Source organism: Streptomyces sp. VRA16 Mangrove soil (genome assembly GCF_017377775.1).
Lineage (GTDB): Bacteria > Actinomycetota > Actinomycetes > Streptomycetales > Streptomycetaceae > Streptomyces.
Genome location: NZ_JAFVLN010000022.1, coordinates 17,122 through 37,731, shown reverse-complemented (window position 1 = coordinate 37,731; position 20,610 = coordinate 17,122). Strand labels below are relative to the sequence as shown.

Here is a 20,610-nt window from a genome sequence, read left to right as displayed (position 1 = left end):
GCTCAGCTGTCGAGCACCGGCAGCAGCTCCGGCAGATGGCCGTCCGAGGCCGCCGCGGCCCGCACCCGCTCCCGCGGTACCTCGCCGTACAGGGTGGTGCGCGGTTTGGCGGGGCGCCCGGCCGCCTGCGCGACGGCCACCAGGTCCTTGACCGACTTGTACGAGCCGTACGAGGAGCCCGCCATCCGCGAGATGGTCTCCTCCATCAGCGTGCCGCCCAGGTCGTTGGCCCCGGAGCGGAGCATCTCGGCCGCGCCCTCCGTGCCCAGCTTCACCCAGCTGGTCTGGATGTTGGGGATGTGCGGGTGCAGGAGGACCCGGGCCATGGCCGTGACCGCCCGGTTGTCGCGGGTCGTCGGGCCGGGGCGCGCGATGCCCGCCAGGTACACCGGCGCGTTGGTGTGGATGAACGGCAGCGTCACGAACTCCGTGAAGCCGCCCGTCTCCTGCTGGATCGCGGCCAGCGTGCGGAAGTGGCCGAGCCAGTGGCGCGGCTGGTCCACATGCCCGTACATCATCGTCGAGGACGAGCGGATGCCGAGCTCGTGGGCGGTCCTGACGACCTCGATCCACGTCGCCGTCGGCAGCTTGCCCTTGGTGAGGACCCAGCGGACCTCGTCGTCGAGGATCTCGGCGGCCGTGCCGGGGATCGAGTCCAAGCCCGCTTCCTTGGCGGCGGTCAGCCACTCGCGGATGGACATCCCGGTCCTGGTCGCGCCGTTGACGACCTCCATCGGTGAGAACGCGTGGACGTGCATGCCGGGGACCCGCGCCTTCACGGCCTTCGCGATGTCGAAGTACGCGGTGCCGGGCAGGTCCGGGTGGATGCCGCCCTGCATGCAGACCTCGACCGCGCCGACGTCCCACGCCTGCTGGGCGCGGTCCGCGACCTGGTCGAGGGAGAGCGTGTACGCGTCGGCGTCCGTGCGGCGCTGCGCGAAGGCGCAGAAGCGGCAGCCGGTGTAGCAGACGTTCGTGAAGTTGATGTTCCGCGTGACGATGTACGTGACGTCGTCGCCGACCACCGTCCTGCGGATGTCGTCGGCGATCCCGCACAGCGCGTCGAGGGCCGGTCCGTCGGCGTGCAGGAGCGCGAGCGCCTCGTCGTCCGTCAGCTTCGTCGGGTCGTCGGCGGCCACCGCGAGCGCCGCGCGCACATCGCCGTCGATCCGCTCCGGCACCATGCCGGGCGCGGCCTGTTCGCGCAGCGCCTCCCAGTCGCCGTAGACCTCGTCGAAGTCGTCGCGGCGGTCGGACGTACGCCCCTGCGTGTCGATCGTGCGGTGCAGGTCCGTGCGGCCCGCGGACGCCACGAACCCCTCGTCCGGCTCCTGCCACGGGCGGCCCACGACCGGCGCGTCCGCCACCGCGAGGCCCGTCTGCGGGTCGGCGAGGGCGCGCACGTGCGGCAGCAGCCGCGGGTCGAGCCACGGCTCGCCGCGCGTGACGAACTCCGGGTACACACACAGGCGTTCGCGCAGCTCGAAGCCCGACTCGCGGGCCTGGGCGGCGAGTTCGTCGAGGCGCGGCCACGGCTTCTCGGGGTTCACATGGTCGATGGTGACCGGGGAGACCCCGCCCCAGTCGTCGATGCCGGCCGCGATCAGCCGCGCGTACTCGCCGTCGACGAGGTTCGGCGGCGCCTGGATGTTGCCCGCCGGGCCCATGATGTGCCGGGCGACGGCGACGGTCGCCACGAGGTCGTCGAGCTCCGCGTCCGGCATGCCGCGCATCGCCGTGTCCGGCTTGGCGCGGAAGTTCTGGATGATCAGTTCCTGGATGCCGTGGTACGAGCGGGCCACGCGGCGCAGCGCGAACAGCGAGTCGGCGCGCTCCTCGTACGTCTCGCCGATCCCGATGAGCAGCCCGGAGGTGAACGGCACGGACGAGCGGCCCGCGTCCTCCAGGACCCGCAGCCGCACGGCCGGTTCCTTGTCCGGGGAACCGTGGTGCGGGCCGCCGGGCTCCGACCACAGCCGCTCGGCGGTGGTCTCCAGCATCATCCCCATCGACGGCGCGACCGGCTTGAGCCGCTGGAAGTCCGTCCAGGACAGCACGCCCGGGTTGAGGTGCGGGAGCAGGCCCGTCTCCTCCAGGATGCGGATCGATATGGCCCGTACGTACGCGATCGTGTCGTCGTAGCCGTGCGCGTCCAGCCATTCGCGCGCCTGGGGCCAGCGGTCCTCCGGCTTGTCGCCGAGGGTGATCAGGGCTTCCTTGCAGCCCAGTTCGGCGCCCTTGCGCGCGATGTCGAGGACCTCGTCCGGCGACATGAACATCCCGTGCCCGGCCCGGCGCAGCTTGCCGGGCACCGTCACGAACGTGCAGTAGTGGCACTTGTCGCGGCACAGCCGGGTCAGCGGGATGAAGACGCTCTTGGAGTACGTGATGACGCCGGGCCGCCCGGCCGCCTCCAGGCCCGCGTCGCGCACCCGGGCGGCGGACGCGGTCAGGTCGTCGAGATCGGCGCCGCGCGCCTGGAGCAGGACGGCGGCCTCGGCGACGTCGAGGGCGACGCCGTCCCGGGCCCGTTTGAGCGCGCGGCGCATCGAGTTGGCGGTGGGCTGGCTCTGCTGCACGGCGTCCTGATCACTCATGAACCGAGCATACGAGCGCGCCCGGCCGGCGCGGCGGCCCCCTTCCCCGCCTCTTCTCCTTCCCTGCCTCTTCCCTTCGGCCGCGGTTCACGGCTCAATGCCAGGGTCACCCACGTCACATCAGACCCTGGGGAGCCGCGACATGTGCACCGACGACGTACCGGACGAGGTATCGGACCAGGTATCGGACCAGGTATCGGACCACCAGCTCGGCAGACGGGCGTTGCTCGTGACCGGTGCGGCCACCGCGCTTACGCTCGGCACCATGAGCTTCGCCAGCGCCGCCGAGGGCTCGCAGTCCACCAAGACGCTCAAGGGCACGCTGCCGCCGGGCGCACCCGACTTCGTGTATCTGCCGGTCGAAGTGCCGCGCGGGGTGCGGGAGATCAAGGTCTCCTACACGTACACCAAGGCCACCGTCCCGGCCGGCACCCAGAACAACGCGCTCGACATCGGCATCTTCGACGAGCGCGGCACGGCGCTCGGCGGCAAGGGGTTCCGCGGCTGGTCGGGCGGGGCCAGGACCGAGTTCTTCCTCCGGGCCGACGACGCGACGCCCGGCTACATCCCGGGCCCGGTGCGCGCCGGGACCTGGAACATCGCGCTCGGCCCGTACACGGTGGCGCCTGAGGGCCTGCCGTACGAGGTGACGATCACGCTGACGTTCGGCGAGAGCGGCAGGACGCCCGTACCGAGCTATCCGCCGGAGCGGGCGCGCGGGCGCGGCCGGGCCTGGTACCGCGGCGACTGCCATCTGCACTCCTGGTACTCGGACGGCCGCCGCACCCCGGCCGAGATCGGCGCGCTGGCCCGCGCGGCCGGCCTGGACTTCATCAACACCTCCGACCACAACACGCACTCCGCGCAGGCGCACTGGGCGGACGTGGCGGGCGACGACCTGCTCGTGATGGTCGGCGAGGAGATCACGACCCGCAACGGACACGTCGTCGCGCTCGGCATGGACCCGGGCACGTTCGTCGACTGGCGCTACCGGGCCCGGGACAACCGCTGGGCGAAGTACGCGCAGCAGATCCGCCGGGCGGGCGGCCTGGTGGTCCCCGCGCACCCGCACGCGACCTGCATCGGCTGCGGCTGGAAGTTCGGCTTCGGCGAGGCGGACGCGGTGGAGGTGTGGAACGGCCCGTACACCCCGGACGACGAGATCTCCCTGGCCGACTGGGACAACACCCTTGTCGCGTACGCCCGTTCGGGCGGCCGGGGCGGGTGGCTGCCCGCGATGGGCAACAGCGACGCGCACCGCGACCCGGACCGGGTCGGCGGCCCCCAGACGGTGGTCCTCGCCGACGACCTGACCCGGCAGGCGATCCAGGAGGGCATCAGGGCGGGCCGCTCGTACGTCGCCGAGACCAAGGACGTCGAGGTCTCCCTCACCGCGTCCGGCGGCAGGGGCGGGTCGGCGGGGCTAGGCGAGCGCCTCGACGTCGCCGCGGACACCCCGGTGACCGTGGACCTGGAGGTGAAGGGCGCCCCCGGCTGCACCCTGCACATCGTCACCGACCAGGGCACCCTGTTCACCTCCGCGGCGCTGCCCGACTCCGGGACGGGGAAGGCGACGTGGCACACCACCCCGGCGTACGCCGCCTACGTGCGGGCCGAGGTGCGTCATCCGTCGACGGTCCCGGGCCTGCCCGGCGCCCTGACGGCGTTCACGAACCCCGTCTTCCTGGGGGCGCCGGCGGGATGACGCGGCCTGACCTGCCGCGATGACCGACGCCGACGGGCCCTGCGCCCGCCGCTGCGTCCGGGTCCTCCCGCTCGACGGGGACGGCCGGATCCCGCTGTGCCGGTCGTACAGCGTGCGGACGTGCCCGGAGTCCGGGCACGTCCGGCACACGCCCGGCGCAGCGGTGGAGACGGCGTGGGCGCGGGCCGTCCATGTGGCCCGCCCGAACCGCACGCCGCCGACCGGCGCCCTGATCGCCACGGTCGCACCGGATCAGTCGGCGGGACTCGGCGTCACCGTGACGGACCTCGACCGCTGAGCCCCGCCCCGCTCACTCCTCGACCACCAGCACCGCGGTCTGCCGGTTCAGCACCTCGCCGCGGAAGAACGCCGGGCTGCGGCGCCCCATCACCAGCATGATCACGACGCCGACGAGCAGCAGTCCGACCCCTATGACGAAGACCGAGCCGACGCCGAGGACGGACGAGCCGCTGCCGTAGGCCGGGTTCCACATGTCGACGAGGGTCTTCACGAAGACGGCCGAGAGCAGCACACCGCCGAGCACGGGGAAGATCCCCTTGAAGGCGAGGTCCCGTACGGAGCGGCGCAGTTCGGCCTTGAAGTACCAGGCGCAGGCGAAGGCCGTGAGCGCGTAGTAGAAGCAGATCATGAGGCCGAGCGCGTAGATCGTGTCGACGAGGACGTGCTCGGAGACCAGCGTCATGACCGTGTAGAAGACCGCGGTGGCGACGCCCGCCGTCACCGTGGCGCGGCCCGGCGTGCGAAAGCGCGGGTGGACGCGGGCGTACGACGCCGGGAGGGCCTCGTACGTCGACATGGCCAGGACCGTGCGGGCGACCGGGATGAACGTGGTCTGGAGGCTGGCCGCCGCCGAGGCGAGGACCGCGACGAAGAGCAGGATGCCGAGGGTGGGGCCCATCACCGGGCCGGCCAGCGCCGCGAAGACGTTGTCGGAGGTGTCGGGGTTGGCGAGGCCGAGGCCCTTGTCGCCCGAGCCGACGACCATCTGCGCGGCGACCCCGGTGGCGAGGTAGGAACCGACGAGGACGACCATCGCGATGAGCGCGGCGCGCCCCGGCGTCTTCTCGGAGCCGATCGTCTCCTCGTTCGCGGTGAGGCAGGTGTCCCAGCCCCAGTACATGAAGATCGACAGGGACAGGCCCGCGGTGAACGCGCCGAAGGACTGCACCGCGAACGGGTTCAGCCACGACCAGGAGAAGTCGACGGACGGGCCCGCGAAGTCCGCCGAGCCCGCCTTGGCCACGGCCATCGCCACGAAGACGGCGAGCACCACGAGCTGGAGCCCCACGAGCGTGTACTGGACGCCCTTCGTGGCGGTCATGCCGCGGTAGCTGATCGCGGTCGCGGCGGCGATCAGCGCCAGGCACGTGACGATGTGGACGGCCTTGTTCCCGTCCAGGTCCGCCACCGCGGAGCTACCGGTGATCTCCCCGGCGAGCAGCCAGAAGTACGAGGTCGCGACACCGGCCAGATTGGACAGGACGATGATCGTGGCGATCACCAGGCCCCAGCCGCACATCCAGCCCACGCGCGGCCCGAACGCCTTCACGGTCCAGGTGAACGAGGTGCCGCAGTCCGGCATGACCTTGTTCAGCTCGCGGTACGCGAACGCGACGAGCAGCATCGGCAGGAATCCGGCCAGGAACACCGCGGGCATCTGGAGCCCGACCTCACCGGCCGTGGAGCCGAGGGTCGAGGTCAGGCAGTAGACCGGGGCGACGGTGGAGACGCCGATGACCGCGCTGCCGAGCAGCCCGACGGAGTTCCCGCCGAGCCCTTTGCCCTGGCCCTTCCCGTTGCCCGTCGCACTCTCGGGCCGCACGTCCAGCTGAGTCATGAACAGGACGTTAAATCCTGCGGTTTCCACATCTACCGGGATACTTCAGGATCTGTCGACTTAGCTATCCACGGGCAATTCGGACTACTGCACCATGTTCCGAAGGGGGAACTCGGATTCTAGTCGCAGAACACAAGGCAATCGGCCCGGTGTCCGATATTCGGTAATCGCAGCCGGGTCCGTTTTGCCCTCTTCCAAAGTTTCCCGTGCCAGTTCCGTCACGTCACCCGGGCCACACGATCGACTGCAGCTCGCTGTAGGCGTGCAGCGCGTACGAGCCGACGTCACGGCCCACCCCGCTCTTCTTGAACCCGCCGAACGGGGCCTCCATGTTCCGCCCGACCGTGTTCACCCCGACCCCGCCGGCCCGCAGCCGCCGCGCGACGCGGAAGGCGCGCGCGACGTCCCCGGACCACACGTAGTCGATGAGCCCGTACTCGGAGTCGTTGGCGAGGGCCACCGCCTCGTCCTCGTCCCCGTCGAAGGGGACGACGGCGACGACCGGGCCGAAGATCTCCTCGCGGACCACCCGCATGTCGTTGGTGCAGTCGGCGAGCAGGGTGGGCGCGACGTAGAACCCCGTGCCGAGGTCCGGCCGCTCCCCGCCCGCGACGACGGTCGCCCCCTCCTTGCGCCCCAGCTCCACGTACGACTCGACGCGCTCGCGGTGCCCGCGGGAGATGACGGGCCCGACCACGGTCCCCTTGGCGCGGGGGTCACCGACCTTCATGAAGGCGATGTAGCCGGTCAGCTTCTCCACGAACGCGTCGTACACGGACCGGTGCACGATCGCCCGCGTCGGGGCCGTGCAGATCTGACCGCTGTAGAAGGCGTACGTCGTGCCGATCCCGGCGACGGCCAAGTCCAGGTCGGCGTCGCCGAACACGACCGCCGCGCCCTTGCCGCCCAGCTCCATCAGCTGCCGCTTCATGGCCCGCCCGCACACCTCGCCGATGCGCTGCCCGACGGCGGTGGACCCGGTGAAGCTGACCATGTCGACGTCCGGCGCGTCGACGGCCGCCTCTCCTACGTCGACGCAGGCGCCGCTGACGACGTTGACCACCCCGCGCGGGACTCCGGCCTCCTCCAGCGCGGCCGCCATCCGGTACACGGACAGCGGGTCCTGCGGAGCGGGCTTCACGACGACCGTGTTGCCCATGGCGAGCGCGGGGGCGACCTTGCCCGCGGGGTTGGCCCACGGGTTGTTGTACGAGGTGATGCAGGTGACGACGCCGACCGGCTGCCGCACGGCGAGGGCGCCCACCACCCCGGCCTTCCCCATCGGCCCGGCCTCGTTGATCTGCGGCGGCAGCCCTTCCTCCACGGGTTCCAGGGCGCCCCGCGCGTACCGCCGGAACCGCGCCACCCCCACCGCGACCTGCATCCCGCGCGCGGTGCCGCTGGTCGCGCCGCTCTCCGCCTGCGCGAGCTCGGCGTGGTCGGCGAAGTCGCGCTGCATGATGTCGGCGGCCCGGTCGAGGATCGCGGACCGCTCCCGCGGCGTGGTCCGCGACCACGGCCCGAAGGCGTCGCGGGCGGCGCGCGCGGCGTCGTACACCTGCTGCCGCGAGGCCTCGGGGGCGAGCCCGACGACCTCCTCGCTCGCCGGATCGATCACTTCATAGTGGCCGCCCGCGGGCTCGATCCACTCACCACCGACGAACAGCCGCTGCTCACTGGTCACTTGGTGCTCACCGTCCTGGTGTCCTGCCCCGAGCGGAGCACCTTGCCGGGCACGGCGCCGCTGACGACGTCGTCCCGGATCGCCTCGACGCCGTTGACCCACACGGCCGTGATCCCGATCGCCCTGGAGTCGAGGCGCGGGCTGTCGCCCGGCAGATCGTGGACGAGGGTGGCCTTGCCGGCGTCGATGGCCTCCGGGTCGAAGAGCACCAGGTCGGCGTGGAAGCCCTCCTGCACCCGCCCCCGCTCGCGCAGCCCGAACAGCTGCGCCGGGTCGTCGGTCAGCATCTTCACGGCCTGCTCCAGGCTCACGAGCCGGCGCCCGCGCAGACAGTCGCCGATGAACCGGGTCGTGTAGGGCGCACCGCACATCCGGTCCAGGTGGGCGCCCGCGTCGGACCCGCCGAGCATGACGTCCTCGTGCTGCCAGGTCTCGGCGCGCAGCGTCCAGGAGTCGGGGTCGTTGTCGGTCGGCATCGGCCACAGGACCGTACGCAGGCGGTCGTTGGCGCAGATCTCGACGAGGCACTCGAAGGGCTCCTGCCCGCGCTCGGCGGCGATGTCGCGCACCACGCGCCCGGTCAGCCCTTCGTTGGCCTCGGAGTAGGTGTCCCCGATGACGTACCGGCCGAAGTCGGCGAGCCGCCGGAACACCCCGGCCTCCTTGCTGTCGGCCCGCCGCAGCATCCCGGCCCGCACCTCGGGATCGCGCAGCTTCTCGATCCGCTCGTCGACCGGCAGCCCGAGGACGTCGCCCCACCCGGGGATGAGGTTCAGCGCGCAGAACGTGCCGAGCGACATGTTCATCGGGGTCAGGATCGGCATGGTCAGGGCGACGACACGGCCGCCGGACTTACGGGCCCGCTCGCTCGCCACGAGCTGCCGCGGCACGCGCTCCGGAACGGCGGCGTCGATGGTGAGCACGTTCCAGTTCAGGGGCCGCCCGGCGACGGCGCTCATCTCCACGAACAGATCGATCTCGTCGTCGCTGAACTGATCGAGGCACCCGGCGACGATCGCCTCGATCTGCGTACCCTCGTGCTCCCCGACCGCCCTGCTCAGGGCGATGAGTTCGGCCGGCAGGGCGTGCCGCGAGGCGACCGGTTCGCCGTCCCCGTCCGAGTGCGTCGACGACTGGGTGGTGGACAAGCCCCAGGCCCCGGCGTCCATGGCCGCGTGGAACAGGTCCAGCATCTCCCGCATCTGCTGCTCACTGGGCTGCCCGCCGACGGCGTCCGCCCCCATGACGTACCGGCGCAGCGCGCAGTGCCCCACCATGAACCCGGCGTTGACGGCGATCCGCCCGTCGAGGGCGTCGAGGTACTCCCCGAAGGAGTTCCAGGTCCAGGGCGCCCCTTCCTCCAGGGCGACCAGCGACATCCCCTCCACCTTGGACATCATGCGCCGCGTGTAGTCGGCGTCGTCCGGGCGGTCGGGGTGCAGCGGGGCGAGGGTGAAGCCGCAGTTGCCGCCCGCGACGGTCGTCACCCCGTGGTTCAGGGACGGGGTCGCGTACGGGTCCCAGAACAGCTGGGCGTCGTAGTGCGTGTGCGGATCGACGAACCCGGGCGCGAGCACGAGCCCGGAGGCGTCCTCGCTGGTCCGCGCCTGCTCGGTGACGGTGCCCGGCTCGGCGATGACGGCGATGCGCCCGTCGCGGATGCCGACATCGGCGACGCGGGCGGGGGCGCCGGTCCCGTCGACGACGGTCGCGCCCTTGATGAGGTGGTCGAACATGCCTGCTCCTCAGAATCGAGCTCAGCAAAATCAAGCCCCGCCCTTGAACGAGAGGCAGCGGGGACCGGGGCAGAGCCCCGCGACGGTGACGCCAAGGGGCCCCAGCTCTCCTTGTCCGGGAGGAGGAGAGCTGGGGCGGCACGGTGGCTCAGACAGCGGACCGGAACCGAGTGGTCCGGTGAACAGGATCCGTGTCGATCTTGGGGATGACATGCTCCCCGATGAGCTTGATCGTGTTCAGGGTGTCCTCGTGCGAGATCCCGATCGGCAGTCCGAAGGAGAGCTGGTCGGCCCCGGCCTGCTCCCAGCGCTTGCACTGCTGGAGCACCTCGTCCGGGTCCCCGCAGATCATCAGCTCCTCGGCGATGAGCAGCTCGATGATCTCCCGGTTGTACTCGGGCAGCACCTCGGGCCACTCGGGGATGCCCTCGGGCCGCGGGAAGGTGTCGTGGTAGCGGAACACCAGCGACTGGAGGTAGTTGAGCCCGCCGCCGATCGCGATGTCGACGGCCTTGTCGTGCGTCTCGGCACAGATGGCCGTGGACGTCACCATCACGTTGTCGTTGACGAAGTCACCGACCGGCTCGGCCTCGGGGATGGCGTTCTTGTACTGCTCCAGGACCCACTCCATGTCGGAGACCTTCTGGACGCTGAAGCCGAGCACGCCGAGCCCCTTGCGGGCGGCCATCGCGTACGAGGGCGGGGACCCGGCCGCGTACCACATGGCGGGGTGCGACGTCCCGTACGGCTTGGGGAAGATCTTGCGCGGCGGCAGCGACCAGTGCTTGCCCTGGAACCCGGCGTACTCGTCCTGGAGCCACATCTTCGGGAACTCGGCGATGGTCTCTTCCCATATCTCCTTGGTGTAGTTCATGTCCGTCACACCAGGGATGAAGCCGAGGATCTCGTGCGAGCCCGCCCCGCGCCCGCTGCCGAACTCGAACCGCCCCTCGCTGAGGTGGTCGAGCATCGCGACCTTCTCGGCGACCTTGACCGGGTGGTTCACCTGGGCGAGCGGGTTGAAGATGCCGGAGCCGAGGTGGATCCGCTCGGTGGCGTGCGCCAGATACCCGAGGAACACGTCGTTGGCCGACAGATGCGAGTACTCCTCCAGGAAGTGGTGCTCGGACGCCCAGGCGTACTTGAAGCCGGACTTGTCCGCCTGGATGACGTACTCGGTCTCGTTCATGAGCGCGCGGTGCTCGGCGGTGGGGTCGGTCAGCGCCTGCTTGCCCACGTATCCCTGTACAAAGAGCCCGAATTCCAAGGAGGTTCACCGTCCTCGTCAGTTTCTGACGATCCGTCAGATTGGATGGGAAGACTGTTCCACCGCGGCCCACGACCGTCAATACCTGACGCATCGTCAGCCGCAGGTGGGGGTCAGAGCACGGACACCCCGGCGAGCCAGCCGCCGTCGATCACGAACGGCTGCCCGGTGATGTAGGAGGAGTCCTCCTCGGCGGTGAGGAAGAGCGCGAGCCGCGCCACCTCGTCGGGCTGCCCGACCCGCCCCAGCGGCACGAGCTTGCTGTACAGCTCTCCGAGGGCCTGCGCGGCCTCCTCGGTGTCGGCCGTCGGATCGAGCTGGGCGGGGTTGCTCATGGCGGTGTCGATGGCGCCGGGGCAGACGGCGTTGACGCGGATCTTCTTGGCGGCGAGTTCGAGCGCGGCGACGCGCGTGAGCCCGACGATGGCGTGCTTGGTGGCGGTGTAGGCCCCGACGTACGCCATGCCCGTCACGCCGGTGTAGGAGGCCGTGTTGACGATGGACCCGCCCCCCGCGGCCTCGATCTCCGGGGCGACGGTCTTGATCCCGAGGAACGCCCCGACCTGGTTGACCTGCACGATCTGCTGGAACTCCGCCAGTGGCGTCGACACGAGTTCGTTGAACCGCAGGATGCCGGCGTTGTTGACGAGTCCGTCGATCTTCCCGAAGGCGTCCTTGGCGGCGCGCACGGCGGCGGCCCAGTCGTCCTCGTCGCTCACATCGAGGTGTACGTAGACGGCGCCTGCCCCGATGTCCTTGGCGACGGCCTCGCCCTGGTCGTCGAGGACGTCGGCGACGACGACCTTCGCCCCTTCGGAGGCGAACAGCCGGGCCTCCCGCTCCCCCTGGCCGCGCGCCGCGCCCGTGATGAGGACGACGCGCCCATCGAGCTTGCCCATGCCTGAATTCCTCTCTCGATACGGCTGAGCGGGTCGGGGGAAGCAGACGTGCGTCCCCGCGCCCGTCGCGGCAGCGACGGGTGTCGCAGCCGGTGCGTGCGATCGGTGTGCCGGACGAAGGTCCTGGCAGCGGAGCTTCTCGGCCTTCGGCCGGTGCGGAAGGGGGTCCCTCCCGCCCGAGCCCGCGAAGCGGGTTCGAGGGTGGGGCAGTGCATGTCGGGCGGCGTGGGGATGTGCCTCTGCTTCCCCCCGACCCGCTCAGTCGAGGTGCGGAGCGACATCGGCGGCGAAGGCCGCCATCTGGTCGAGCAGTTCGGTGCGGCCCCGGCTGCGGAACCGGATCTGGATCTGGTGGACCCCCATGGCGGCGTACGCGCGCAGCGACTCGGCGATGCCCTCGGGCGCTCCGGTGAGGGTCCGCCGCCCGACACTCCAGTCGGCCGCGCCCACGTACAGCGGCTCGGTGATGGCGCCGATGACGAGCGGCGCCTCGATCCCGGCCTCGGCGCGCAGCCGGCGCACCTTCTCGATCTGCGCGGGCAGCCGGTCGCGCGGATCGCCCTGCGGCAGCCAGCCGTCGCCCTTGAGCGCGGCCCGCCGCACGGCCGCCGGGGACGAACCGCCCACCCACACGGGCACCCGCGCCTGCGCGGGCCGGGGCCGCTGCCCGAGCCCCTCGAAGGAGAACAACTCGCCCTTGTGCGTCGGGAATTCATCGGGCCCCAACGCGGCCTTCAGCGCGTCGATGCTCTCGTCGAGCACGGCCCCGCGCCGGGCGAAGTCGACGCCGAGCGCCTCGAACTCCTCCTGCACGTGCCCGGCCCCGACCCCGAGGATCAGCCGCCCGCCGCTGAGGTGGTCGAGGGTGGCGTACTGCTTGGCGGAGAGCAGCGGGTGCCGCAGCCCGACGACGGCCACATGGCTCAGCAGCCGTACGCGCTCGGTGACACCTGCCAGGAAGGAGAGGGTGGCGACGGGGTCGTACCAGGTCGTCGACATGGCGTCGGCGAGCCGGCGCGGGATGGCGACGTGGTCGCAGCAGGCGAGGTAGTCGAAGCCGCCGCGGTCGGCGGCGCGGGCCAGCGCCACGAGGTCGGCCGCGCCCGCGCCCGCCTCCCAGGACTCGGCGTACATGGTGCTCTGGGACTGGATCGGGAGCTGTATGCCATAGGTGAGCGGCGCCATGCCCGAACCCCCTTATCTGACGGGTCGTCATTTACGAGCCGGGGGACATACTCGTACCTGACGGATCGTCAGACAAGGGATGCGGCACGGCGGCCGTGGATCAGGCCCGCCAGAGCCCGTCCGGCGTGAGCCCGAGCAGCTCTATGGCGTTGCCCCGCACGATCCGCTCGACGAGATCCGGCGCCAGATGCCCCATCTGCGCCTCGCCGACCTCCTTCGACTTGGGCCACGTCGAGTCGGAGTGCGGGTAGTCGGTCTCGTAGAGCACATTGGCCGCACCGACGGCGTCCAGGTTCTTCAGCCCGAAGGCGTCGTCGAAGAAGCACCCGAAGACATGCTCGGCGAAGTACTCGGAGGGCGGCTTGCGCACCTTGTCGGCGACGCCGCCCCAGCCCCGGTTCTCCTCCCACACCACGTCGGCGCGCTCAAGGATGTACGGGATCCATCCGATCTGCCCCTCGGCGTACATGATCCTGAGGTTCGGGAACCGCTCGAACTTCCCGCTCATCAGCCAGTCCACCATCGAGAAGCAACAGTTGGCGAAGGTGATGGTGGAGCCGACGGCGGGCGGCGCGTCCGGCGACGTGGACGGCATCCTGCTGCTGGAGCCGATGTGCATGGCGATGACGGTCCCGGTCTCGTCGCAGGCAGCGAGGAACGGGTCCCACTCATCGGTGTGGATGCTGGGCAGCCCGAGGTGCGGCGGGATCTCGGAGAAGGCGACGGCCCGCACCCCGCGGGCGGCATTGCGCCGCACCTCCGCGGCCGCCAGCTCGGCGTCCCACAGCGGGATGAGGGTCAGCGGGATGAGCCGCCCTTGGGCGTCGGGCCCGCACCACTCCTCCACCATCCAGTCGTTGTAGGCCCGCACACCGAGCAGTCCGAGCTCCCGGTCCTTGGCCTCGGTGAAGGTCTGGCCGCAGAAGCGCGGGAAGGTGGGGAAGCAGAGCGCGGACTGCACGTGGTTGACGTCCATGTCGTCGAGCCGTGCCGGCACGTCGAACGAACCGGGCCGCATCTGCTCGTACGTGATGACTTCGAGCCTGATCTCGTCGCGGTCGTAGCCGACGGCGGTGTCGAGCCGGGTCAGCGGCCGGTGCAGTTCCTCGTACACCCACCAGTCCCCGATGGGCCCGTCGTCGCCGGGGGCGCCCATGACGGGCGCGAACTTGCCGCCGAGGAAGGTCATTTCCTTCAGGGGCGCGCGCACGACGCGGGGGCCGACATCGGCGTACTTCTTCGGCAGCCGGTCGGACCAGACGGTCGGCGGCTCCACGGTGTGGTCGTCGACGGAGATGATGCGAGGGAAGTCGGCGGGTATCGGGGCATTCTCGGTCTTTGCGGTCTCCGTGGTCTCCATGGGCTCACGGTAGCGCCGATCTGACGACCCGTCAGCTAGTGGGAGTGAAGGTTCGTACGCGTGAGATGTGTGTGATGGCTGCCTCCCGTTGCTGACGTATCTGCCATGAACAAGGCAAACTGACGGAGTTGTCTTTGACGGTGTGTCGGGTGAAGGCCCGGCGCGCCGGTTGGACGACAGGGACAAGGGACGACTGGTGCGGGTGCGGCGGCAGGGGGGCGCGACGATGGACGGTGTACCGCGGGTACCGGAGCAGCGGCGATCCGGCGCGCTCCAGGGCGCCGTGGAGTCCGGCCTGCGCTTCAGCGTGCTCGGCCCGGTCCACGCCTGGCGCGCCGACCAGCCGCTGGCAACCGGTTCGCCGCAGCAGCGGGCCCTGCTGGCGGCGCTCCTGCTGCGCGACGGCCGCACGGCGACGGCGGCCGAACTGATCGACGCGGTGTGGGGCGAGGAATCCCCTCCGCAGGCGCTGGCGGCCCTGCGCACGTACGCCTCCCGCCTGCGCAAGGTCCTGGATCCCGGGGTCCTGGTCAGCGAGTCGGGCGGCTACGCACTGCGTCTCGCGTCCCGTGCCGCGCTCGACCTGACGCAGGCGGAGGACCTGTGGTCGCAGGCCGAGAAGGCGCGTCAGGCGGGCGACCTGTGCGAGGCGCGGGCGCTGATCCGCTCGGCGCTGGCCCTGTGGGACGGCGAACCGCTGGCGAGCGTGCCCGGCCCGTTCGCCGAGACGCAGCGGGCCCGCCTGGAGGAATGGCGCCTGCAACTCCTCGAAGCCCGCCTCGACATGGACCTGGAACAGGGCTGCCACGCGGAAGCGGTCTCGGAACTCACCGCGCTCACGGCGGCCCACCCCCTGCGCGAACGCCTCCGCGAACTCCTGATGCTGGCCCTGTACCGCAGCGGCCGCCAGGCGGAGGCCCTCGCGGTGTACGCGGACACGCGCCGCCTCCTCGCGGACGAACTCGGCGTCGACCCGCGCCCCACGCTCTCCGAACTCCAGCAGCGCATCCTCCAGGCGGACCCGGCCCTGGCGGAACCCTCGGCCCCCGCCGCCGAGCCCGCGGCGGCCCCGGTCCGCCCGGCCCAACTCCCGGCGACGGTCCCGGACTTCACCGGCCGCGCGTCCTTCGTCCGCGAACTGAGCGACGTCCTCGCCCTGGCCTCCTCCGAATCCGGCGCAGGCAGCGTGATGGCGGTCTCGGCGCTGGCGGGCATCGGCGGCGTGGGCAAGACGACGCTCGCGGTCCACGTGGCGCACGCGGCCCGCACCGCCTTCCCCGACGGCCAGCTGTACGTGGACCTCCAGGGCGCGGGCTCCCGCGCGGCGGAACCGGAAACGGTCCTCGGCTCCTTCCTGCGCGCCCTCGGCACGGCCGACTCGGCGATCCCGGACTCCCTGGAAGAGCGGGCGGCCCTCTTCAGGTCCTCCCTGGACGGCCGCAGAGTCCTGGTCCTCCTGGACAACGCACGCGACGCGGCGCAGGTGAGACCCCTCCTACCGGGCACGGAAGGCTGCGCGGCGCTCATCACGAGCCGGGTCCGCATGGTCGGCCTCGCCGGGGCCCACCTGGTGGACCTGGACGTGATGTCGCCGGAGGAGGCACTCCTGCTGTTCACGAAGATCGTGGGCGAGGAGCGCGTGGCATCGGAACGCGAGGCGGCCCTGGACGTGGTCGCGGCCTGCGGCTTCCTCCCCCTGGCGATCCGCATCGCCGCCTCGCGCCTGGCGGCCCGCCGCACCTGGACGGTCTCGGTCCTGGCGGCGAAACTGGCCGACGAACGCCGCCGCCTCGACGAACTCCAGGCCGGCGACCTCGCGGTGAAGGCCACGTTCGAGCTGGGCTACGGCGCCCTGGAACCCGCCCAGGCCCGCGCCTTCCGCCTCCTCGGCCTGGCGGACGGCCCGGACATCTCGCTGGCGGCGGCAGCGGCGGTCCTGGACCTGGACGCGGAGGAAACCGAGGACCTCCTGGAGTCCCTGGTCGACACCTCCCTCCTGGAATCCGCGGCACCGGGCCGCTACCGCTACCACGACCTGGTCCGGCTCTACGCGCGTGCGTGCGCGGAGCGCGACGAACTCCCGCCGCAGGAGCGGGAGTTGGCGATGTCACGGCTGCTGGACTTCTACCTGGCCACGGCGGCGGGGGTGTATGCGATCGAGCGGCCCGGGGACCGGTTGGTGGATCACCTGGCGCCGACGTCCCATCCAGGGTTGGTCTTCGACGACCGCCACTCGGCACAGGACTGGCTCTACTCCGAAGCCATCTCCGTGCTGGCCTGCGTCCGCCAGTCGGTCGGGGACTCACGGCTGCGGCGAGCCGTGGACCTCCTCTGGGCGGCGAAGGATCTGGCCGAGTCGGGCGCCAACTCTCGCGAGTACGAGGTCGCCGCCATGGCCGCCTGGGAAGCCGCCCAAGCGGTTGAGGACGCGTGGGCGGCCGGCCGGGCACTGACGACCCTGACCGATGTCCACATGGTGGCGGGCCGCTTCGACCAAGCGGATGCCGCCGCTACCGCGGCCATGGCCCACGCGCAGGAGGCCAACGACCCGGTTGCTCGCTGCTGGGCGCCGAACACCCGCGGGATCGTGGCCATCTACCAAGGACGTCATGTGGAGGGCGAGCGGCACCTACGTCTGGCGATCGAGAACTTCAGGATCGACCAGAACCGCGCCGGAGAGGCAAGCGCGCTCTGCAACCTGTCGCGCATACACCTGGCGACCAACAGAACAGCCAGTGCCATCGAACTCGCGGAGCAAGGCATAGCCATCTACGAGTCCACGGGCAACGCGCTCCGCGGCGCCAATGGCAGGTACGCACTGGGACTCGCGCTCACTCAAAGCGGGCAACTGTCCGCTGCGAGGTCCATCCTCATCGAGGCCCTCGAAGTCTTTCGTGACAGCCGCCAGCGCCTATGGGAAGGGATGACCCTCTTCCGAATCGCGGAGACGGATCTGGACGCGGCACGCAATGCCGCCGCGGCCTCCGCCTCGGAACAGGCCCTGACCCTGCTGCGCGGCATCGGGGGTGACTGGCGACGCAGCCTGGTACTCACCACTCTCGGGCGTGCGCTTCAGGGGCTGGGCCAGACCGATCGTGCTCGCGTCTGCTGGCAGGAAGCACTGGAGATCTACGAGCAGCTCAAGTCCCCGGAGGCCGAGGTCGTACGGGGTCTGCTGAGCCCTGCTCAGGCCGCCTGAGGCCGACGTTCATCGTTCGTTTATCGCCTGCCTCCATTCTCGTCCTTAGTCGATCCGTCGCGTCGGGGGGCAGACGGGTCACCGCAGTTGGGCCCGAACTCACGTACTACTGTGAGCGGTCCACTTGGGTCCGTCCGGCCGCCCACGGGGGAGCTGCCGGGCGGACCTCTCCGATCCGCACACCACGCGCTTCACAGGGGAGCTGAGCGTCATGAGCGACAAGAAGAACGAAACGATCCTCAAGCCGGAGGACCAGCACGCGACGGGCGAGGAAATCACCACCCTCGACCAACACGCGACGGACGAGCCCCTGACGACGCTCGATCAGCACGCCACCGGCGACGAGCTGAAGCCTCTCGACCAGCACGCCACCAGCGAAGAGGCCTGAACAGGACTTTCTTCCCGACGGGGATCGGCCGCGGCGGCGCGGAGGGGGAGCCGCCGCGGCCGAGGCGTGTCCGAGGACAGCTCAGGCCAACTGGTGGCGCGATCCGCTCGACCCACTCGAACAACCGCCCTCCTGCCGCTGGCGTCACGGCTGCCTCAGTAACACCGCTTCTGGCCAGGGAGTTGGAATGACCCGCACCAAGAAGATTCTCGTCACCGCCGCCATGGTCGTCGGCGTCGCGGCGGGCGCTGCGGCCCCGGCGATGGCCGACAACCACGCCCCCGTCGCCCCGCAGGACAGCCACGCCACCGTGGTCACCCCGCAGGACAACCACGCCCCCTGAGCAGCACCACACCTCGCACAAGGGCCGGGCCCCAAGCCCGGCCCTTTGGTGTGAGACGGGCCGGGCACCGGCCGGACGGTGGCAGTCCATGCCCAGGAGCCCCGAGCCGTTCGCTACCCGGGCAGCACCCGCCGCTCCGCGACCGGCAACCCCTTCACCCACCAGTGGTCGTACCGCCGATATGCCCCGAGATCCCGCTCCCCCAGAAACTTCAGCAGCCCCCGCGCCTCGCCCGCGAGTTCCTCCCAAGCCGCCTCCGGCAACTCCCGGAACGCGGCCACCTCGATCCCCTCACCGCCAGCGCCCGCGGGGCCGACCCGCCACACCCCCGCCACATACCCGTCCACCAGCACCGTCGGCAGCACATCCCCGTTCACCCGGGTCACCACCTTCCGGTACTCCGCGGGCAGCACCCGCCCCCGGTCCGCGTACGCCAGCAGCGTGCTGTCCCACATCGCCATCAGCCGGGCCGGCGCCCGCACGCCCTCGTCCGGCAGCGGCCCGCCCGGCACGTCGTAGAGGACCTCCCCGCCCGGCCCCTCCAGCCGCACCAGGTCCGCACAGCGCGCCAGCGCCTCCCGCACCCGCCCCTTCTGCACCAGCCCGAACTGCGCCATGTCCGCCACCGACGCGGGCCCGAACCCCTCCAGATAGCGGCGCAGCAGCACCCGCAGCCCCTCCGCCACGGCCTCCGGATCGCCGAGCTCGGGGCGCCGGTCGCCGTCCGCCGCGAAGAAGCGCTGCCCCGCGCCCGAGGTGTACCGCCACGGCAGCCCCGCGTCCGGCGCATGCCACAGCGGCGCCCACTGCCGCAGCATCCGCCAGGCCGGACGCGCCAGCTCGGGCACGATGCCGCCACCGCGCTCGGCGAGCCAGTCGCCCAACTCACCTGCGCCGCACGGAACTTCGGCCCGCGCGAGCAGCTCCGGCAGCAGCCGCGCCGCATCGGACTCGGTCAGCCCCGACGCCGTGAACCGCCGGTCCCGCAGCCGCGCACCCCGTACCGTCGGCTCCACCGCGGCGCGAAAGTCCCGGTAGTCGTCGACATGCACCGCGTGCAACGTGATCCGCATCAGCGTCGACTTCACGACCCGGAACTCCGCGAACGCCGCGTCCAGCTCGCGCGCCTCGAACTCCGCCACCCGGTTCCAGAGCGCCACATACGGCGAAGCGGGCTGCTGCGCCTGGAGCGCGACAACCCGCCGTACCGCTTCTTCCGCCCCGACCGCCGAGCGCTCCAGCAGCAACTGCCGTGCCAGAGTCGCCCGGTTGAGAGCGAGTGCACTGATCGTCATGCCCGGCATTCTCGCCCAGGCAGGACGCCGCCTACAGCTTGCGCGCCACCTCGGTCGCCCAGTACGTCAGGATCGTGTCGGCCCCGGCCCGCTTGATCCCGGTCAGCGCCTCCAGGATCGCCGCGTCCCGGTCGATCCAGCCGCGCTGCGCCGCCGCCTCGATCATCGCGTACTCCCCGCTGATCTGGTACGCGGCGACCGGCACGTCCGACGCCTCCGCGACCTTCGCGAGGATGTCGAGGTACGGTCCGGCCGGCTTGACCATGACCATGTCGGCGCCCTCTTCGAGGTCGAGCGCCAGCTCCTTCAGGGACTCGCGGACGTTGGCCGGGTCCTGCTGGTACGTCTTGCGGTCGCCCTGCAGCGAAGAGCCGACGGCCTCCCGGAACGGCCCGAAGAAGGCGGACGAGTACTTCACCGTGTAGGCGAGGATCGCGACGTCCTCACGCCCGATCTGGTCCAACGCGTCCCGGATGACACCGATCTGACCGTCCATCATCCCCGACGGGCCCACCACATGGGCGCCCGCGTCCGCCTGGACCTGCGCCATCTCGGCGTAGCGCTCCAGCGTCGCGTCGTTGTCGACCCGGCCGTGCTCGTCCAGGACCCCGCAGTGCCCGTGGTCGGTGAACTCGTCCAGGCACAGGTCCGACATGACGAGCAGGTCGTCGCCGACCTCCGCGCGCACATCCCGCAGCGCCACCTGGAGGATCCCGTCGGAGTCCGTCCCGACCGTGCCCGCGTTGTCCTTCTTCGACTCCTCGGGCACGCCGAACAGCATGATCCCGGAGACCCCCGCCTCGACGGCCTCGGCCGCCGCCTTCTTCAGGGAGTCACGGGTGTGCTGGTAGACGCCCGGCATGGAGCCGATCTCGACCGGCGCGTCGATCCCCTCGCGCACGAACGCGGGAAGGATCAGATCGGACGGGTGCAGCCGCGTCTCGGCGACCATGCGCCGCATGACGGGAGTCGTCCGCAGCCGCCGGGGCCGGGTGCCGGGGAAAGAGCCGTACCGAGTCACTGAACTGTCACCTCGTACCTACACGTACCGAATAAAACGAAGCGGGGCGGGTGTGCGGCCCCTGGGCCTGTCT

15 protein-coding genes are annotated in these 20,610 nt (G+C 71.1%); 5 read left to right on the top strand and 10 right to left on the bottom strand.

What is annotated here, in order from left to right:
• Positions 1–2 precede the first annotated feature (2 nt).
• The gene (locus J3486_RS38590; RefSeq protein WP_207828602.1) at positions 3–2,597 is read right to left on the bottom strand and encodes a bifunctional FO biosynthesis protein CofGH; all 2,595 of its coding nucleotides are present in this window, start codon (positions 2,595–2,597) and stop codon (positions 3–5) included.
• Between the two features lie 142 nt (positions 2,598–2,739).
• Here J3486_RS38590 and J3486_RS38585 point away from each other — a divergent pair, with 142 nt between their 5' ends.
• Complete coding sequence (locus J3486_RS38585; protein WP_207828601.1) at positions 2,740–4,302, top strand: CehA/McbA family metallohydrolase; 1,563 nt, start codon at positions 2,740–2,742, stop codon at positions 4,300–4,302.
• Between the two features lie 19 nt (positions 4,303–4,321).
• Complete coding sequence (locus J3486_RS38580; protein ID WP_207828600.1) at positions 4,322–4,600, top strand: hypothetical protein; 279 nt, start codon at positions 4,322–4,324, stop codon at positions 4,598–4,600.
• A gap of 12 nt (positions 4,601–4,612) precedes the next feature.
• On the opposite strand, the gene J3486_RS38575 is transcribed toward J3486_RS38580, so the two are convergent.
• The 7 genes from J3486_RS38575 to J3486_RS38545 all read right to left on the bottom strand — a co-directional run bounded on the left by J3486_RS38575 (position 4,613) and on the right by J3486_RS38545 (position 14,291).
• On the bottom strand, positions 4,613–6,160 hold the full coding sequence (locus J3486_RS38575) for an APC family permease (protein WP_207828599.1): 1,548 nt from the start codon (positions 6,158–6,160) through the stop codon (positions 4,613–4,615).
• Positions 6,161–6,383: 223 nt separating this feature from the next.
• The gene (locus J3486_RS38570) at positions 6,384–7,844 is read right to left on the bottom strand and encodes an aldehyde dehydrogenase family protein (RefSeq protein ID WP_207828598.1); all 1,461 of its coding nucleotides are present in this window, start codon (positions 7,842–7,844) and stop codon (positions 6,384–6,386) included.
• The gene (locus J3486_RS38565) at positions 7,841–9,580 is read right to left on the bottom strand and encodes an amidohydrolase family protein (RefSeq protein ID WP_207828597.1); all 1,740 of its coding nucleotides are present in this window, start codon (positions 9,578–9,580) and stop codon (positions 7,841–7,843) included. Before J3486_RS38565 ends, J3486_RS38570 begins: the two co-directional genes overlap by 4 nt.
• A gap of 148 nt (positions 9,581–9,728) precedes the next feature.
• The gene (locus tag J3486_RS38560; RefSeq protein WP_207828596.1) at positions 9,729–10,847 is read right to left on the bottom strand and encodes an LLM class flavin-dependent oxidoreductase; all 1,119 of its coding nucleotides are present in this window, start codon (positions 10,845–10,847) and stop codon (positions 9,729–9,731) included.
• 113 nt (positions 10,848–10,960) lie between these two features.
• Positions 10,961–11,746, bottom strand: coding sequence for an SDR family NAD(P)-dependent oxidoreductase (locus J3486_RS38555; RefSeq protein ID WP_207828594.1), 786 nt, complete (start codon positions 11,744–11,746; stop codon positions 10,961–10,963).
• A 258-nt stretch (positions 11,747–12,004) separates the two neighbouring features.
• Complete coding sequence (locus tag J3486_RS38550) at positions 12,005–12,931, bottom strand: LLM class F420-dependent oxidoreductase (RefSeq protein ID WP_207828592.1); 927 nt, start codon at positions 12,929–12,931, stop codon at positions 12,005–12,007.
• Positions 12,932–13,031: 100 nt separating this feature from the next.
• The gene (locus tag J3486_RS38545; protein WP_207828590.1) at positions 13,032–14,291 is read right to left on the bottom strand and encodes an amidohydrolase family protein; all 1,260 of its coding nucleotides are present in this window, start codon (positions 14,289–14,291) and stop codon (positions 13,032–13,034) included.
• A 226-nt stretch (positions 14,292–14,517) separates the two neighbouring features.
• Between J3486_RS38545 and J3486_RS38540 the strand changes: the two genes are divergently transcribed.
• From J3486_RS38540 to J3486_RS38530, 3 genes are all read left to right on the top strand, one after another.
• The gene (locus J3486_RS38540) at positions 14,518–17,490 is read left to right on the top strand and encodes an AfsR/SARP family transcriptional regulator (protein ID WP_207828588.1); all 2,973 of its coding nucleotides are present in this window, start codon (positions 14,518–14,520) and stop codon (positions 17,488–17,490) included.
• A 211-nt stretch (positions 17,491–17,701) separates the two neighbouring features.
• Positions 17,702–17,878: a hypothetical protein gene (locus J3486_RS38535; RefSeq protein ID WP_207828586.1), complete on the top strand. Its 177-nt coding sequence runs from the start codon at positions 17,702–17,704 to the stop codon at positions 17,876–17,878.
• 187 nt (positions 17,879–18,065) lie between these two features.
• Positions 18,066–18,221 (top strand): hypothetical protein, encoded by a 156-nt coding sequence (locus tag J3486_RS38530; protein WP_207828584.1) that lies wholly within the window; start codon positions 18,066–18,068, stop codon positions 18,219–18,221.
• A gap of 113 nt (positions 18,222–18,334) precedes the next feature.
• Here J3486_RS38530 and J3486_RS38525 read toward each other — a convergent pair whose 3' ends face one another.
• Together J3486_RS38525 and hemB are read right to left on the bottom strand one after the other, a co-directional pair.
• On the bottom strand, positions 18,335–19,516 hold the full coding sequence (locus tag J3486_RS38525) for a winged helix DNA-binding domain-containing protein (RefSeq protein WP_207828582.1): 1,182 nt from the start codon (positions 19,514–19,516) through the stop codon (positions 18,335–18,337).
• A 31-nt stretch (positions 19,517–19,547) separates the two neighbouring features.
• A complete protein-coding gene (hemB, locus tag J3486_RS38520; protein WP_207828581.1) occupies positions 19,548–20,537 on the bottom strand; it encodes a porphobilinogen synthase in 990 nt (329 codons plus the stop codon).
• Positions 20,538–20,610: the final 73 nt, after the last annotated feature.

Excerpts from the sequence above, each read along its gene's own strand:
- J3486_RS38590 (WP_207828602.1), bottom strand. The coding sequence starts at position 2,597 with ATGAGTGATCAGGACGCCGTGCAGCAGAGCCAGCCCACCGCCAACTCG.
- J3486_RS38535 (WP_207828586.1), top strand. The coding sequence starts at position 17,702 with ATGAGCGACAAGAAGAACGAAACGATCCTCAAGCCGGAGGACCAGCAC.
- J3486_RS38545 (WP_207828590.1), bottom strand. The coding sequence starts at position 14,291 with ATGGAGACCACGGAGACCGCAAAGACCGAGAATGCCCCGATACCCGCC.
- J3486_RS38525 (WP_207828582.1), bottom strand. The coding sequence starts at position 19,516 with ATGACGATCAGTGCACTCGCTCTCAACCGGGCGACTCTGGCACGGCAG.
- J3486_RS38540 (WP_207828588.1), top strand. The coding sequence starts at position 14,518 with ATGGACGGTGTACCGCGGGTACCGGAGCAGCGGCGATCCGGCGCGCTC.
- J3486_RS38580 (WP_207828600.1), top strand. The coding sequence starts at position 4,322 with ATGACCGACGCCGACGGGCCCTGCGCCCGCCGCTGCGTCCGGGTCCTC.
- J3486_RS38575 (WP_207828599.1), bottom strand. The coding sequence starts at position 6,160 with ATGACTCAGCTGGACGTGCGGCCCGAGAGTGCGACGGGCAACGGGAAG.
- J3486_RS38530 (WP_207828584.1), top strand. The coding sequence starts at position 18,066 with ATGACCCGCACCAAGAAGATTCTCGTCACCGCCGCCATGGTCGTCGGC.
- J3486_RS38565 (WP_207828597.1), bottom strand. The coding sequence starts at position 9,580 with ATGTTCGACCACCTCATCAAGGGCGCGACCGTCGTCGACGGGACCGGC.
- J3486_RS38585 (WP_207828601.1), top strand. The coding sequence starts at position 2,740 with ATGTGCACCGACGACGTACCGGACGAGGTATCGGACCAGGTATCGGAC.
- J3486_RS38555 (WP_207828594.1), bottom strand. The coding sequence starts at position 11,746 with ATGGGCAAGCTCGATGGGCGCGTCGTCCTCATCACGGGCGCGGCGCGC.
- J3486_RS38550 (WP_207828592.1), bottom strand. The coding sequence starts at position 12,931 with ATGGCGCCGCTCACCTATGGCATACAGCTCCCGATCCAGTCCCAGAGC.